Origin of the sequence: Thalassolituus sp. UBA2009, assembly GCF_002335285.1 — a bacterium.
Classification (GTDB): Bacteria; Pseudomonadota; Gammaproteobacteria; order Pseudomonadales; family Oceanobacteraceae; genus Venatoribacter; species Venatoribacter alkanivorans.
The window spans coordinates 31,940-45,769 of record NZ_DDCJ01000022.1; the positions used below are offsets into that span (position 1 = coordinate 31,940).

Below are 13,830 nucleotides of genomic sequence, written 5' to 3' on the forward strand. Positions count from 1 at the left end.
CCGATGATGGAGTGGTCTGACCGTCATTGCCGATATTTCTGGCGCCAGCTGACACGTCATGCGGTGCTCTATACCGAAATGGTCACAACCGGCGCCCTGATTCACGGCAACCGCGAACGCTTCCTTGAATACAGCGAGCTTGAGCATCCTGTCGCTCTGCAACTGGGTGGCAGCAATCCAGAGGCACTGGGCCAGTGCGCGCGCTTTGCCGAAGAATGGGGCTATGACGAAGTTAACCTGAACGTGGGCTGTCCCAGCGACCGGGTGCAGAACAATATGATCGGCGCCTGCCTGATGGCTCACCCGCAGCTGGTGGCCGACTGCGTTAAGGCCATGAAAGACTCAACCAGTATTGATGTTACGGTTAAACACCGTATCGGCATCGATGATCAGGACAGCTATGAACAGCTGCGTGATTTTGTCGGCACCGTTGCCGATGCCGGCTGTGAGACCTTTATCGTGCATGCGCGCAAAGCCATTCTGCAGGGCCTGTCGCCGAAGGAAAACCGCGAAATTCCACCGCTGAAATACGACACCGTATTCCGCCTGAAACAGGAGTTTCCGCAGCTGGAGATTCTGATCAACGGCGGCATCACCACCCACGAACAGATTGCAGAGCTGACGCCCCATGTTGATGGCGTGATGCTTGGTCGCGAGGCTTACCATAACCCGTCTGTTCTGGCCGAAGTGGATCAGCGTTATTACTCCGCGACCTCAGAACACAGCGAAAGTCCAGCTGCCATCGACAAGGCCGCCATCGTACGCAGCCTCTACCCTTATATCGAACAGCAGCTAAGCAAAGGTGCCACCCTGCACCATATCAGCCGCCATACCCTGGGTCTGTTCAATGGTCAGCCTGGCGCGCGCCTGTATCGTCGCCACTTGAGTGAGCAGGCACCGAAGCGTACTTCCGGTGTTGAAGTGCTTGAGCAGGCACTGGCACTGATGGGTTATTAATCCTCAGCGCCGATAAGGAACCGCAATAAGGAACCACAACCAGCAGACCGCAGTAAACAGACGACCGTGGCCGGAGTCTTATGACTTACTGAGCCGCCTTCGTCTTCTTATCCATTTCCGCCTTCAGGCGTAGCGCATCCCCCAGACCGCCGACATTGGTCACCTGGGTGTAGCCGAGTTCCAGCAGCGCATCGCGGGCAATGCCTGCCCGGCGGCCGGACTTACAGTACAGGTAGATATCGGCATCTTTTTCCAGCTTCAGTTTGCCAATCTGCTCCGCCATCTGCTGGTGAGGAATATGATGGGCAACCCCAACATGCCCGGCATTGAATTCATCGGCGGTGCGCACATCAATCCAGACCGGCTCGCCGGCCAGAGCAACCACACTGATCAGCCATAACGCAATGCTGCTGAAAACTTTCATAATCCATCCCCCAAGTGTTTGTATTGAAATGCTTTTTTAACAGAGAAAGGCAAGGGCCGCATTGACCTTGTACGTTCATTGCGACACTCTACTCAGTATCCGATCAAACTTCAGCATAGCCCGCCACAGCAAGGCCCTGCTGCCGCAAATAAGGTTTTGGAACCCCATGAGCAAACTGGACGCCCTGAGAGCCATGACCGTTGTCGTTGCCGACACCGGTGATATCGACGCCATCCGCCAGCACAAACCGCAGGATGCCACCACCAACCCATCACTGATTCTGAAAGCGGCTGAACTGCCGGCCTATCAGGATCTCATCCGTCACTCACTGCAATGGGCGCAAGGCATCCATAACAGCGACAGCCTGATCGTCAACGCCTGTGACAAAATCGCCGTGGCGATTGGTTGCGAAATTCTGAACATCATCCCCGGCCTGATCTCCACCGAGGTCGACGCCCGTTTATCCTTTGACACCGCCGCAACCGTTGCCAAAGCACGCAAGCTGATTCAGATGTACGCCGATGCCGGCATTGGCCGCGAACGCATTCTGATCAAAATCGCTTCCACCTGGGAAGGCATTCAGGCCGCGCGCATCCTTGAGCAGGAAGGCATTCACTGTAACCTGACCCTGCTGTTCAACTTCAGCCAGGCCGTAGCCTGCGCCGAAGCCGGGGCAACGCTTATTTCTCCGTTCGTCGGCCGTATTCTCGACTGGTACAAAGCCAGCAAGCCGGACGCCGATTACAGCGGCAAAGCCGATCCGGGTGTTATTTCCGTCAGCCAGATTTACAACCATTACAAAGCACACGGCTACAAGACGGTGGTAATGGGTGCCAGCTTCCGCAACACCGGCGAAGTGGAAGCGCTGGCCGGTTGTGACAAGCTGACCATCAGCCCGGAGCTTCTGGCTCAGCTCAGCAGTGCCAATGGCGATTTGCCGCAACAGCTGAACCCGGCGCAAGCCCACTCTGACATCGCCAAACACAGCGTCAGCGAAGCGCAGTTCCGCTGGGCGATGAATGAAGATGCCATGGCCACCGAAAAACTGGCCGACGGCATCCGCCGCTTTGCCGCGGATCAGCAATTACTTGAACAACGCCTGAGTCAGTTACTGTGATTGAACGCCTGCTGAGCCTGTTTCGTGACGAACAAAAGCGTCCGGAACCCCACCACATCAATCTGGCCTGTGCAGCGCTGCTGGCCGAAGTCATGCGCGCTGATCACAGCATCGATGCAGAGGAAGAACAGGCACTGGCTTTGGTGCTGAAAAACCTGTTTAACCTGAGCAGCAGCGAGTGCAGTGAACTGCTGCAGGATGCTCTGCAGCGAGTGGAAATATCCAGCGACCTGTTTCAGTTTACTGCGGTCATCAATCAGCAACTGGATGCCGCGGCCAAGTTCCGGCTTATGACCGGGCTATGGCAGGTTGCCTACAGCAGCAACGGGCTGGATAAATACGAAGAGCACATTATCCGCCGCATCGCAGAGTTACTGTACGTTCCTCACAGCGAGTTTATCCGTGCCAAACTGGAAGCTCGGGATTCTCAGTGATCAGCGATCTGACCAGCGAATTTGATGCCCTGGTGGCTGCATTACAGACACTGCGCCAGCAATTACAGGACGCCCGCCCCGCTCTCTGGATTCCGCTTAATCCCGGCGAGCAGAAAGCAACCAGCCAGCTGCAGTTTCTGACCGATATTATCTGTGACCTGTGGTATCGCGATGGTCAGGATGGCCGCGAAACCCGCAGCCGCCACGGCTTAGTCATGGCCAATGCAGAAATTGCAGAACAAATCCTGGCCATCAATCTGCAGAAAGACCGTTTCCGCAAAGCCGTGCAGCAGGTGCGTCAGGAGCTGGACAACAATGACTGGCTGGAACATTACAGCCAGCTTGGCCAGCGCCACGATTCTCTGCGTGAATCCCTGACCTTTGCCGGCCTTAAACGCGTCCATTTAAAACAGTGTTTTCGTCATATTCCGCTGCTTGAACATTGCCCGCAAAAAGTTGGCTTCAGCTGGTACGTCAACGGCCGCAGCATTAAAAAAATCAGTGTTCAGCAGGCGCAGGAAAAACTGCTGGAGCTGGGGAAAGAAAAAACGCATATCCAGGTGCAGCTGAATAAACTGGCGCAGTTACCGGCTCACCTGCAACTGGCACAGATACAAACCCTGGCACCCGTGGTGCGGGCTAATCTGGTATTTAAACCTGAGTCAGGCCTGAGCAGAAAAGCCATGAATCTGGCGCTGCCATTATTTATCACAGGCTCCGACGCACAACTGCCGGCGTTTAATGAAATACCACCCGAACCACCAAGCGGCCGCACCCGCCAGCAACGTGGCGATCAGAAAATCAGCGCCGAAGCATTTTTGCCCAGCCTGCGCATTCATACTTATCAAGCATAAAACCCGGGCAATAAAAACAGAGCAATAAAAAAGCCGCAAAAGCGGCTTTTTTATTGCTCTGAACATGCATCTGAACACTTACAGGCGGTTCAGACCATTCAGCGCAGCAACCCGATAAGCTTCTGCCATGGTCGGATAGTTAAAGGTAGTATTCACAAAATATTTCAGTGAATTCCCTTCGCCCTTCTGACTCATAATTGCCTGACCGATGTGCACAATTTCAGCCGCCTGGTCACCAAAGCAATGAATGCCAAGAATTTCCAGCGTCTGGCGATGGAATAATATTTTCAGCATACCAACGCCTTCGGCGGTGATTTGTGCGCGGGCCAGATTTTTGAAGAAGGCCTGCCCTACCTCGTACGGAATTTTTTCTTCCGTCAGCTGACGCTCAGTTTTACCAACCGAGCTGATTTCCGGAATGGTATAAATCCCGGTTGGAACCGAATCGACAAAACGGAAATCTTCCGGTGAAGCAATAATGGCTGCCGCTGCACGCCCCTGATCGTAGGCTGCAGAAGCCAGTGATGGCCAGCCAATCACATCGCCTACCGCATAGACATTGGAAATGGCCGTGCGGTATTCATGATCGACATCGATCTGACCGCGGCCATTTGGTTTCAGGCCGATATTTTCCAGCCCCAACCCTTTGGTATTACCGCTGCGTCCCGCTGCCCATAGAAAGGCATCTGCTTTTACTTTCTTGCCAGAGGCCATCACCATCGTCACATAACGCTCATTACCTTCGACCGAATCGAATTGCTCGTTGTGACGGATTAATGCGCCTTTATCACGCAGGTGATAACTGAGGGCATCTGAAATTTCATCATCAAGGAAATTCAGCAGACGATCACCCGGGTGAATTAAGTCTACCTTTACGCCCAGACCGGAAAAAATAGAGGCATATTCACAGCCAATAACCCCGGCGCCATAAATAATAATGGTGCGCGGCGTGTGTTCCAGCTGCAGGATGGTGTCTGAGTCGTAAATACGCGGATGGGTAAAATCAATATTGTCCGGACGCCATGGACTGGAACCAGTTGCAATTACAATTTCCTGCGCATGCAAACGGGTATTACTCATGCTGCCATGGTAAACATCAATGGTATTGGCGTCGGCAAATTTTGCGTTACCGGTGTACACGCTGATGCGGTTACGCCCGTAAAATTCAGTGCGCAGCTTTACCTGTTTGGCAATTACACGCTCAGCATTTTTTAATACCCGCGGGAAAGAAAACCAGCGCGGCTCGCCAATCTCCCGGAACATCGGATTAGTGTTGAACTGAATGATTTGTTTAACAGCATGACGCAACGCTTTTGAAGGAATTGTGCCCCAGTGGGTACAGTTTCCGCCGACCATGCTTTTATCCTCGACGACCGCCACCTTTTTGCCTTTTTTGGCGGCGTTCATTGCGGCACCTTCCCCGGCGGGGCCTGCACCTATAACAACGACGTCGTAGTGATAATCTGCCATGCCTGTTTACTCCATCATTCCGTCGGATTTCCGCAGAATAGACTGCGGTTTAAAGTGTGCGACAGGCCGTATGTTGAGGCCTGCCGCAGCTATCATAGACAGCTGTTATTGTAGGTGAAAATACCTATTCCGCATGATTAGCGCTTAGTCGCATCATAGAAATCTGCGCCAGAGGACTGCTCAGCAGCCTCTTTGCTTTCTTTTTCGCATTTATTCTTGTCGCCACCGCAAACATCACAGGCGCCATCCATACCGATAGCACTCATGCCGCCACAGGAACCACTGATCGGCTTGCGGCCAACTAATACACCAATGGCCATTGCTGCAACGATCAGCAGCATAACGGCAAACGCAACCAACATTGTTAACATAATCAGATCCTCGTAAGTCAGTGTTCAGCTGACTGATAATGTGGAAACAGCTGACGAAAACGACTGGAAGCCAGTTCATAAAAGCCATCATCAGCGCGCACAATCATAAAAACAGCCAGTTGCTCCTGCTCGGCCAGTTGCATGCCGACATCCGGGCCTGCAACATTTAAAGCGGTTGCCCATCCATCCGCCATACCGGCAGACTCATGGACAACGGTTACCGACGCCAGACGATGAACAATCGGGCGACCGGTAAAAGGATTGATAGTGTGAGAATAGCGCACACCATTTTCTTCAAAATAATTGCGGTAATCACCGGACGTTGCGACCGCCATCTCACCAGGCTCAATCACCAGTTCTACGCCGCGTACATCGGCCATGCTGCCCGGGCGCTCTACCGCAATGCGCCAGAGAGAACCATCCGGCTTCACACCTGAGGTATGCACCTCGCCTCCCACTTCAACCATAAAACGTGAGATGCCCTGAGTGCGCAAAAGATCCGCCAGTTCGTCTACCGCCCAGCCTTTGGCAATAGCTGACAAGTCGACATACAGGGGTTTTTGCAGCCGGACCGCTGATGTTGCGGCATTCAGTTCAATGGCTTCCGGCCCGGTCTGCGCCAGCGCCGCAGCGATAGCAGCATCCGAAGGCACCTCATCAGTGGCCGGAGTCGGGCCAAATCCCCAGAGATTCACCAATGGGCCAACGGTAACATCAAACAGCCCACGACTTTTCGTATGAATTTCCGCAGCGTCAGCGAGGACTGCAAAGAGGTCTTCAGATAATACTGTCCAGCCGCCGTCAGACACAGGCAAACGCCCCTGATTCAGCTTAGATAATTCGGAGTCCGGGTCGTAAGTTGACATGCTGCGGTTAATATCCGCCAGGCGCTGATCGATCTGCGCCTGAATGCCGGCTGCAGCGTTCTGGTCCTGCCCGACCCAGAGAATATGATAGGACGTCCCCATGGTCGGTCCACTGATACGGATGACATCATCCGCTGGTTGAGAACACCCGGCCAGAAACACAAAAAGCAAAACAACAAAATTACGCATAACAGTTCCCATAAAGGCTGGCCGCAGTATACCTATTGTTGCCGTGGCTTGCATGACACCCGAATGGAAAATACCTTTCTCAGCGGCAGTCGGCCGTCCGGCAACTAATAACAAAACAGAATATCCATAGAAATAATCATTACACAGGATGACTACATAATTATATTCTCAGTGCAGCAGTTGATTTAAAATCCGCGTACATACCGGAGAGAGCTATATGCAAGAAGTAATGTCTGATGAAATGCTGGAACTGATCGCCCAGCGCTTCCGACTGCTGTCGGATCCAATGCGCCTGCGAATCCTGCACCAGTTGCAGGGGGGAGAAAAATCCGTCAGCGAGCTGGTTGAGGCGACCGGTGCGTCACAACCTAATGTATCCAAGCACCTTTCAACTCTCCGTACCCACGGCCTGGTTCGCCGTCGCCAGGAAGGCAATATGGCTTACTTCAGTATCGGGGCACCGTTCATTTTTGATGTGTGCAATACCGTCTGCGACAGCATGAAAAGTGAATGGGAGCAGCGTAACTCCCTGCTTGGCCAGTTCAATAACGCCTGAAGTCGCCTGTCAGGCTTTGGCGACATCCGCCAGAGCCTTCCACAATGCCCGCACACCTTCGCCACTGACCGTCACAAAACCAAGGCTCTGCCATTGGCGCAAAATCTGCTGAAACTGCCCGCGACTGATACGGATATCATCCACTGCATGTGCCTGAGTGTTACGCTTTAGCAGCTGTGCTTTCACCGTTCCGGCCACGACGCCCTCCAGTTGCGCGCGTAATCGATCTTCACTAGCACCGCTTTTCAGCAGCGGCATCACGCCCTGCAGCAACTGATCCAGCCGCACCGGCAGCAACACCTCTTCCTGCGACAGATTTCCTCCCTGATAGACCTTGGCAGCAATCTGCAGATTCACCACCTGACGGCTGCGAGCAAGACGTTGACGTGCTGATAATGGCTCCGCCGTCTCTTTTGCAGGTTCAGCGGCGATAGGCATCTCTGCCACCTTCCCTGCTCCAGCAGGCACCCAGCCCGGACCAAGCACCAGCATGGAACTGGACAGAGAAGCCCGCACATGGGACATCAGCTCTTCGCGCAGGTGCCACAGCTTGTAGGGTGACTGCTGAGCCACAATCCGATGAAAACCGGCAAGACGACGCTGATCTTCAGTCAGATTCTTTTCCGGGAGAGTATTTTTAATAAAAGCCAGGGTTGGTTTATTCAGCGATTTGGCATGAACAAATTCACGATGCAGATAGCTGATACCTGTCGGTGCCATCGGGCCATAATCGTCACCCAGCAACAAAATAAACAGGTCTGCGCTTTCAATTTGCGAGCGCACCAGATTCCAGTCATACGGGCCGGCATCTTCACGACAGGCAAAGCCGACATTGACCATACCGTGACGGGCAAGCTGCCTTTGTACTTCATAACGTTCCAGATCCAGACCCTGAGAATTTGAGGCCAGATAGACCAGATAGCGTTTATCTACAGGCATTGAGCTCACCGACAGCGATTCCCTTTTATTTGGCAAAGCAATTTGAATTGTTTTCTGACGTCAACTATACCAGCGGCAAAAGACTGAGGACATAGACAAATCCACTGACCGTCAGCACAGAGCCAATTGTTGTCAATGCAATGGCATTAGCCGTCAATTCCGCATCCGACCCCATACTTCTGGCCATCACGAATGCCGCAGCGGCAGTTGGGCTGGCAAACATCAGACAGATAACACCCAGCTCAACGCCTCGAAAGCCACACATCCATGCCGCCACTGCAATAATAACAGGCACGACCAGCAATTTAAGAGTAACGATATGCAACACGATGGCACTGCCACGTCGCAACGCGGCAAAACTAAGCGACCCACCGACTCCGATTAATGCCAGAGGCAATGTCATCGCCGCCAGAGAGTTACCGACCCGCAACGCAACCTCCGGCAGAGGCCACTGCAACGCACTGAATGGCACAGCCAGGACAATGGCGATGATCAGGGGATTCGACAAGATAAGACGCAACTGAGCCAGCCAGCGAACCTGTTGCTGCCGGGTAAGAAAAAATACAGCCAGCAGATTGTACACCGGGGTAATCACCGCCAGCAGCAAGGCACCCAACACACCGCCTTCCTCACCATAAGCATTAATACAGAGCGCCAGACCGATGATGCCGAGGTTGCTGCGAAACGACGCCTGAATAAAAGCCCCGCGTTGCGGCACAGACAACATAAGCGCCCCGGCCCACAAAGCAGACAGCAGCGCTCCCAGCAGTGCCGCCGACAGAACAAAACCAATCAGGGGTAAATGCTGCCCGGCGCCGCTGTCCGAACGGGCAACAGCCATAAACATCAGAACCGGCAGGGTAATATTGAAAACCAGCTTTGATGACGTGGCGATGAACGCATCATCAATCACGTTACGCCGCCGCAGCAGTAATCCGAGCAAAACAAGGATAAAAATAGGGAGAGTTGTTTCCAGCGTAAACAGCAACGACTGCCAGTACATATCCATTCCGGTTACCGTCAATAATGGTCTGATGTCCGCAGCGTATGCAGACAATCAGCGAGCGGAGCGCCACCTTACGCTTTACACGAAAAAAGTAAATCCGCATTACAACCCCTCACGGACTGCGCTAAAATGGCGGGCTACGCACCTCGCAGCATAATTCCGATGACCCGCATTAAGAAAACCCGCTCCCTGAAGCGCATCCACAAAGTAAAGACCGGCAGCATTTCCAAACTGAAGCGCGAAGCTGGTGCAGACCGTCAGAACACCAAACGCCTTAAAGGCCGTAAAACGCTGTCTGTATTTGAAAAATATCTACTTGAAAATCCGGAAGCCAAAGAAGCGCTGACCCAGCCAGCGGCTGGTGCCGAACGACCTGCCACCAAAGGCGCTGACAAGAAAAAAGACGACAAAGCCAAAAAACAAAGCAATGAATCCTCCGTTGCGGAAAAAGCAGAAGAACGCACCGAGCGCAGCAAAACCCTGCTTGAGCAGCTCGACAGCAAAGATTTTGACAATTTCTACTGATGCCAGTCTGGGAAAACACCGGACTGACACTGTCCTGTCATCCGCTCGTACCTGATCATATCGCCCTGCCCTGGGATGCTGCAGACGATTATCTGCTGACCCGGATTGAGCCACTCAAAACCCTGACGATCAACGACCGGCATGGTGCACTGAGCTGTGCACTGGCCGCTCGCGGCATGGACGGCATCAACTGGCATGACAGCGCCTGCGCCTGCGAAGCAACCCGCCGCAATCACCACAACAACCAGCTCCCTCTGGCGAACGATCAACTAATTCTGGATGAAGACCAGATCCCGTCGACAGTACGCCAGGTTCTGATCAAACTGCCGAAAAACCTTGAGCAGCTGAAGTACTGGCTGCAGTGCTGTCGCGAGCGCCTGCCAGCAGACACCCGCTACCTGCTGGCAGGCATGGTGAAACATATGCCGGTCAGCTGGCTTAACTGGCTGGAACAGGAAGCCGCAACCTACCGCCAGGAAAGAGTCGTCAGAAAGGCGCGCCTGCTTGAACTGACCTTTGCACCGGCCGTAAAAAGAACCGATATCTGGCGCGGCTATCAGACCGCTACCGGCCTGACACTTTCCGGCCTGCCCGGTGTGTTTTCCCGTCAACAGCATGATATTGGCAGCCGGGTTTTGCTGCAGCACACCGACTTACCCTTTGCCGGGCGCCTGTGCGATCTGGGTTGCGGCAATGGTCTGCTAGGCCTGACGCTGAAACAGGCGCATCCGGAACTCGACGTCATTCTCACCGATGACTCCTGGCTGGCGGTGTGCTCCGCCCGCCACAATGCTATTCAGAACAAGCTGGATGTATCCCTGAATCATGGCGACATTCTCGCCGGCATTGAAGAGCCCCTGGACTGGATTGTCTGCAACCCACCATTCCACGATGGTCATAAGCAACTCACCAATATTGCCGAGCGCATGTTTGAGCAAAGCGCAGCGGCTCTGGTATCAGGTGGCCATTTACTGGTGATTGCCAACCGCCACCTCCCTTACGCAGGCAAACTGCGCAAGGAATTCCACACAGTTGAGGTTTTGTCTTCCGACAGCCGCTTCTCGGTTTACCTTTGCCAGAAACGCTGATTCCGCACATGCAGCAACCATTGATCAGTCTGCAGGCCGAAACTGAAGAAAAGCGCAGCCGTTTTATCAGCCTGCTTATTCCTGTTACTTCCGAAGAGTCCGTACGCAACCGCCTGGCTACCGAGTGGCAGGCACATCCGAAAGCCAGCCATATATGCTGGGCTTTCCGTGTGCAGCCGACGCCTGCCAATGCGGGTGGCAACCTTCAATTGCAGGAAGGCTATAGTGATGACGGCGAACCATCCGGCACCGCAGGCATGCCCATTCTTAAACAATTACGGCATGGAAACCTGATAAATTGTGCCCTGCTGGTCATACGCTATTACGGCGGCACCAAGCTCGGCACCGGCGGACTGCAGCGTGCCTACAGCCGCAGTGCACAGGACGTTCTGGCACAACTGAACGAAGAGAGTTGCGAACATATTATTCCCCGCCAGCGTCTACGTATCGCCTGTGATTTTGCCGAGGAGGCCCATATCAGATATCTGGCCGAACGCTATGACGGTGTACTGCAAAACACACAATATGATACGCAGGGGGTCATTCTGGAAGTGGATATTAAAGAGGGGGATGATCGTTTAAGGCAGGACGTCCTTGTCCGGGCAGGCGTATATATCAAAGAATAATTCAGGCCAGACGGCTTTTGCGGGCAGAGCGGGCCTGGTCAATATCAAATACCGGATTGGGTGTTAAATGCTCGGATATAAGGCGATATGCGTTTTGCTCAAGCTCACCAAAACGAACCGTTACCACGCTCAGCGTCTGTGAGGCGCGGCGAACAGAATAAACACTGCCATTACCATTTATTGTACATTCGCCGGCATAACTGCGAACCGTTAACTCAAGCTCAAGGCTCTTATAGCGCCCGGCTTCGTCACGCAGACGTTCCATTTCACACAATTGCAATTCACATTGAAAACCCAGCGGGGTTATCTCAATAATATTGCCTCGCACTAATATGTCGTCTTTTTCTTTTAATAATACGGTTGCCATGCCAATACACACCTGCCAGCTGTACACAAAACAGACAATAGCCTATATACATTTTTATGCCAAGCTCACAAAAACGTGAATGCGTAATGCCCTGTAATGAATTGCATACACATCGCTAATCTTTGTGCTTTGACGCCAAACATATAACGCTGATCGTCCATCATTAACCCTGATTTATACAATATTCACAAATATCTTCGCGATAACGTGACCTACTGCTCATTTATCCGGAAATCCTCTGTATTAGCGAATAACTTAACCAGCCTGACAATAACGGCGAATTACCGCAATGGCGTAATATGGCCAAATCATATCCACCGTTAAATACCATTTCCTTATTCGCGGGTCTCCGACCCATGAGCGACAAGTAAGTTCAATTCCCCCTTACCTCCTGCGATCGTCAAGGCTACAATTCCGCCCTTCATTCCCTGACCTGACATAACAACAATGACAAAAAAACATTCTCATCTGCTGATGCTGATCTCAGCCATCCTTATTCTGCTATCCGGTTGCTCCAGCAAGCTGCACATTCCAACCTACGCTGATGCACCAGCAACCGCCCCAGCCGCCATGCAGCATCCGCTGAGCATTCAGTATCTGGGCGTTGGCGGCCACCTGATCAAATACGATGGCGTCACTCTGCTGACAGCACCTTCTTTTACCAACCCGCACTTTATGCGCGTCGGCCCTTTTATGCCGATCAGTACCGACAAAGAGCGTGTCGACCAATACCTGCCGGATGTGTCCGATGCCGAAATGATTCTGGTGGGTCATGCTCATTATGATCACCTGATGGACGTTCCTTACATCATGAATCAGTACGCCACCAAGGCAGATGTCTATGGTTCCCGTACCATGGCCAATACGCTGATGCCTGCAGTACCTGCCGAGCGGATTCATGTGATGAACGATCTTATGGGCAACATCAGCAAACCCGGCGAATGGGTATACAGCCATAGCGGGCGCATCCGCATCATGGCGCTGGAGTCTTTTCATGCCCCCCACTTTATGGGCATGAAGTTTATGCAGGGTACCTATGATGAGCCGCAGGAATCGCTGCCATGGCATGCCTTTGGCTGGAAAGAAGGTCAGACGCTGGCCTTCCTGATCGATTTTCTTGATCAGAATAAAGAGCCCGCTTACCGTATTTTTTATCAGGATTCAGCCAGTCAGGAACCACTGGGTCTGGTGCCAGAACTGGATGATCAGAAAGACATCGACATCGCGATTCTTTGTCCGGCGTCATTCTCTCAGGTTGATAACTACCCTGAGTCCATCGTGAAAAACACCCAAGCCAAACATTTTATTCTGGGCCACTGGGAAGACTTTTTTGCCAACGACCTCAGTGGCGAGCAGCGCTTTGTCCGCAACACCAATCAGGATGAATTTATTGAGCGGTTAAATACCGTCCTGCCTGCCGGCAGCGACTGGACCTTGCCTGCTTTATTCAGCATTCAATACTTTGCCCCCGAAGGAGCATCTGCACAGTGACCACCACTCCGATTCAGCGCGCCAGTCTGTGCGCCGCTATTGCCAGCATCAACCTGCCACATATCCATTTCTGGTGTGAGCAGCAAAACGGCGATCCGGAAGCCTACCGCAAGCTGTTAAGCAAAGTGCTGTCCTACCTGCGCGGCGAGCTGAAATCGGAAGCCAACCTGCTGCGCTTTCACGAGGCCTTTTCCGAGTGGCGTCTGGCACAGAACGAAGAAGACTCGCTCTCCTATCGCATTCTGGAAGCCAGCTGCGCCGCCCTGTACAGTGCCACCGAAACCCTGTTCGACGCTGAATGTGACGATCTTGAGCTGCTGCGCCAGAGCCTGAGCGCTATTTACGATGAAATGGACGAACTGGGCGCCGAAACGGGTGATCTGCGCGAATACTGGCAGAGCCTGCAGTCAGAATGGCGCGACATGATCACCGACAGCAGCCGCATTCCACTGCCTAAAGCCTATTTCGCATGGCTGAAAGAAGCGGATGTCAGCCTGTTCGGACTGGCTGATTAAAGCAGGATGCTGCCCGCGGGCTTTCAGGATAAACT

General features: G+C 53.0%; 17 protein-coding genes. 10 read left to right on the plus strand and 7 right to left on the minus strand.

The window, feature by feature from the left end:
• A partial coding sequence (dusA, locus tag B3P58_RS02480; RefSeq protein WP_286715889.1) for a tRNA dihydrouridine(20/20a) synthase DusA occupies nucleotides 1-957 on the plus strand: 957 nt, incomplete at its 5' end.
• 85 nt (nucleotides 958-1,042) lie between these two features.
• Here the strand turns inward: dusA and B3P58_RS02485 are convergent.
• Complete coding sequence (locus tag B3P58_RS02485; RefSeq protein ID WP_286715891.1) at nucleotides 1,043-1,381, minus strand: rhodanese-like domain-containing protein; 339 nt, start codon at nucleotides 1,379-1,381, stop codon at nucleotides 1,043-1,045.
• Nucleotides 1,382-1,547: 166 nt separating this feature from the next.
• Between B3P58_RS02485 and tal the strand changes: the two genes are divergently transcribed.
• Genes tal through B3P58_RS02500 form a run of 3 tightly spaced genes read left to right on the plus strand, consistent with a single transcriptional unit; the run spans nucleotide 1,548 to nucleotide 3,786 of the window.
• Nucleotides 1,548-2,498, plus strand: a complete 951-nt coding sequence (gene tal, locus B3P58_RS02490; RefSeq protein ID WP_286715893.1) for a transaldolase — start codon at nucleotides 1,548-1,550, stop codon at nucleotides 2,496-2,498.
• A complete protein-coding gene (locus B3P58_RS02495) occupies nucleotides 2,495-2,932 on the plus strand; it encodes a TerB family tellurite resistance protein (protein ID WP_145468616.1) in 438 nt (145 codons plus the stop codon). The genes tal and B3P58_RS02495 overlap by 4 nt, the downstream gene beginning before the upstream one ends.
• Entirely contained in the window at nucleotides 2,929-3,786 is an 858-nt protein-coding gene (locus tag B3P58_RS02500) for a DNA replication terminus site-binding protein (RefSeq protein ID WP_286715900.1), read from the plus strand. The genes B3P58_RS02495 and B3P58_RS02500 overlap by 4 nt, the downstream gene beginning before the upstream one ends.
• A gap of 78 nt (nucleotides 3,787-3,864) precedes the next feature.
• Here the strand turns inward: B3P58_RS02500 and sthA are convergent, their stop codons facing one another.
• From sthA to B3P58_RS02515, 3 genes are all read right to left on the minus strand, one after another.
• Entirely contained in the window at nucleotides 3,865-5,256 is a 1,392-nt protein-coding gene (gene sthA, locus B3P58_RS02505) for a Si-specific NAD(P)(+) transhydrogenase (protein WP_145468612.1), read from the minus strand.
• Between the two features lie 137 nt (nucleotides 5,257-5,393).
• Nucleotides 5,394-5,627, minus strand: a complete 234-nt coding sequence (gene nqrM, locus B3P58_RS02510) for a (Na+)-NQR maturation NqrM (protein WP_145468610.1) — start codon at nucleotides 5,625-5,627, stop codon at nucleotides 5,394-5,396.
• 17 nt (nucleotides 5,628-5,644) lie between these two features.
• Nucleotides 5,645-6,682, minus strand: coding sequence for an FAD:protein FMN transferase (locus B3P58_RS02515; protein ID WP_286715905.1), 1,038 nt, complete (start codon nucleotides 6,680-6,682; stop codon nucleotides 5,645-5,647).
• A 217-nt stretch (nucleotides 6,683-6,899) separates the two neighbouring features.
• Here B3P58_RS02515 and B3P58_RS02520 point away from each other — a divergent pair, with 217 nt between their 5' ends.
• A complete protein-coding gene (locus B3P58_RS02520) occupies nucleotides 6,900-7,238 on the plus strand; it encodes an ArsR/SmtB family transcription factor (protein ID WP_145468606.1) in 339 nt (112 codons plus the stop codon).
• 9 nt (nucleotides 7,239-7,247) lie between these two features.
• On the opposite strand, the gene B3P58_RS02525 is transcribed toward B3P58_RS02520, so the two are convergent.
• Nucleotides 7,248-8,177, minus strand: a complete 930-nt coding sequence (locus B3P58_RS02525; protein ID WP_286715910.1) for a DUF4062 domain-containing protein — start codon at nucleotides 8,175-8,177, stop codon at nucleotides 7,248-7,250.
• Nucleotides 8,178-8,241: 64 nt separating this feature from the next.
• Nucleotides 8,242-9,186, minus strand: a complete 945-nt coding sequence (locus B3P58_RS02530) for an AEC family transporter (RefSeq protein ID WP_286715913.1) — start codon at nucleotides 9,184-9,186, stop codon at nucleotides 8,242-8,244.
• Between the two features lie 159 nt (nucleotides 9,187-9,345).
• On the opposite strand from B3P58_RS02530, the gene B3P58_RS02535 reads away from it, so the two are divergent.
• From B3P58_RS02535 to B3P58_RS02545, 3 genes are read left to right on the plus strand one after another with little or no spacing between them, the layout of a single operon-like run.
• A complete protein-coding gene (locus tag B3P58_RS02535; RefSeq protein ID WP_230332268.1) occupies nucleotides 9,346-9,708 on the plus strand; it encodes a hypothetical protein in 363 nt (120 codons plus the stop codon).
• Nucleotides 9,708-10,796, plus strand: a complete 1,089-nt coding sequence (locus tag B3P58_RS02540; protein ID WP_286715917.1) for a class I SAM-dependent methyltransferase — start codon at nucleotides 9,708-9,710, stop codon at nucleotides 10,794-10,796. Before B3P58_RS02535 ends, B3P58_RS02540 begins: the two co-directional genes overlap by 1 nt.
• Before the next feature lie 8 nt (nucleotides 10,797-10,804).
• Complete coding sequence (locus B3P58_RS02545) at nucleotides 10,805-11,422, plus strand: IMPACT family protein (RefSeq protein WP_286715919.1); 618 nt, start codon at nucleotides 10,805-10,807, stop codon at nucleotides 11,420-11,422.
• Nucleotide 11,423: 1 nt separating this feature from the next.
• Here B3P58_RS02545 and B3P58_RS02550 read toward each other — a convergent pair whose 3' ends face one another.
• The gene (locus B3P58_RS02550; protein ID WP_145468594.1) at nucleotides 11,424-11,789 is read right to left on the minus strand and encodes a hypothetical protein; all 366 of its coding nucleotides are present in this window, start codon (nucleotides 11,787-11,789) and stop codon (nucleotides 11,424-11,426) included.
• 447 nt (nucleotides 11,790-12,236) lie between these two features.
• Between B3P58_RS02550 and B3P58_RS02555 the strand changes: the two genes are divergently transcribed.
• Together B3P58_RS02555 and B3P58_RS02560 are read left to right on the plus strand one after the other, a co-directional pair.
• On the plus strand, nucleotides 12,237-13,280 hold the full coding sequence (locus B3P58_RS02555; protein WP_286715922.1) for an MBL fold metallo-hydrolase: 1,044 nt from the start codon (nucleotides 12,237-12,239) through the stop codon (nucleotides 13,278-13,280).
• Complete coding sequence (locus B3P58_RS02560) at nucleotides 13,277-13,795, plus strand: hypothetical protein (RefSeq protein WP_145468590.1); 519 nt, start codon at nucleotides 13,277-13,279, stop codon at nucleotides 13,793-13,795. Before B3P58_RS02555 ends, B3P58_RS02560 begins: the two co-directional genes overlap by 4 nt.
• The last annotated feature ends 35 nt before the right edge of the window (nucleotides 13,796-13,830 follow it).

Coding starts and splice junctions, on each gene's coding strand:
- B3P58_RS02485 (WP_286715891.1), bottom strand. CDS start 1,381: ATGAAAGTTTTCAGCAGCATTGCGTTATGGCTGATCAGTGTGGTTGCT.
- tal (WP_286715893.1), top strand. CDS start 1,548: ATGAGCAAACTGGACGCCCTGAGAGCCATGACCGTTGTCGTTGCCGAC.
- sthA (WP_145468612.1), bottom strand. CDS start 5,256: ATGGCAGATTATCACTACGACGTCGTTGTTATAGGTGCAGGCCCCGCC.
- nqrM (WP_145468610.1), bottom strand. CDS start 5,627: ATGTTAACAATGTTGGTTGCGTTTGCCGTTATGCTGCTGATCGTTGCA.
- B3P58_RS02515 (WP_286715905.1), bottom strand. CDS start 6,682: ATGCGTAATTTTGTTGTTTTGCTTTTTGTGTTTCTGGCCGGGTGTTCT.
- B3P58_RS02520 (WP_145468606.1), top strand. CDS start 6,900: ATGCAAGAAGTAATGTCTGATGAAATGCTGGAACTGATCGCCCAGCGC.
- B3P58_RS02525 (WP_286715910.1), bottom strand. CDS start 8,177: ATGCCTGTAGATAAACGCTATCTGGTCTATCTGGCCTCAAATTCTCAG.
- B3P58_RS02530 (WP_286715913.1), bottom strand. CDS start 9,186: ATGGATATGTACTGGCAGTCGTTGCTGTTTACGCTGGAAACAACTCTC.
- B3P58_RS02535 (WP_230332268.1), top strand. CDS start 9,346: ATGACCCGCATTAAGAAAACCCGCTCCCTGAAGCGCATCCACAAAGTA.
- B3P58_RS02540 (WP_286715917.1), top strand. CDS start 9,708: ATGCCAGTCTGGGAAAACACCGGACTGACACTGTCCTGTCATCCGCTC.
- B3P58_RS02545 (WP_286715919.1), top strand. CDS start 10,805: ATGCAGCAACCATTGATCAGTCTGCAGGCCGAAACTGAAGAAAAGCGC.
- B3P58_RS02550 (WP_145468594.1), bottom strand. CDS start 11,789: ATGGCAACCGTATTATTAAAAGAAAAAGACGACATATTAGTGCGAGGC.
- B3P58_RS02555 (WP_286715922.1), top strand. CDS start 12,237: ATGACAAAAAAACATTCTCATCTGCTGATGCTGATCTCAGCCATCCTT.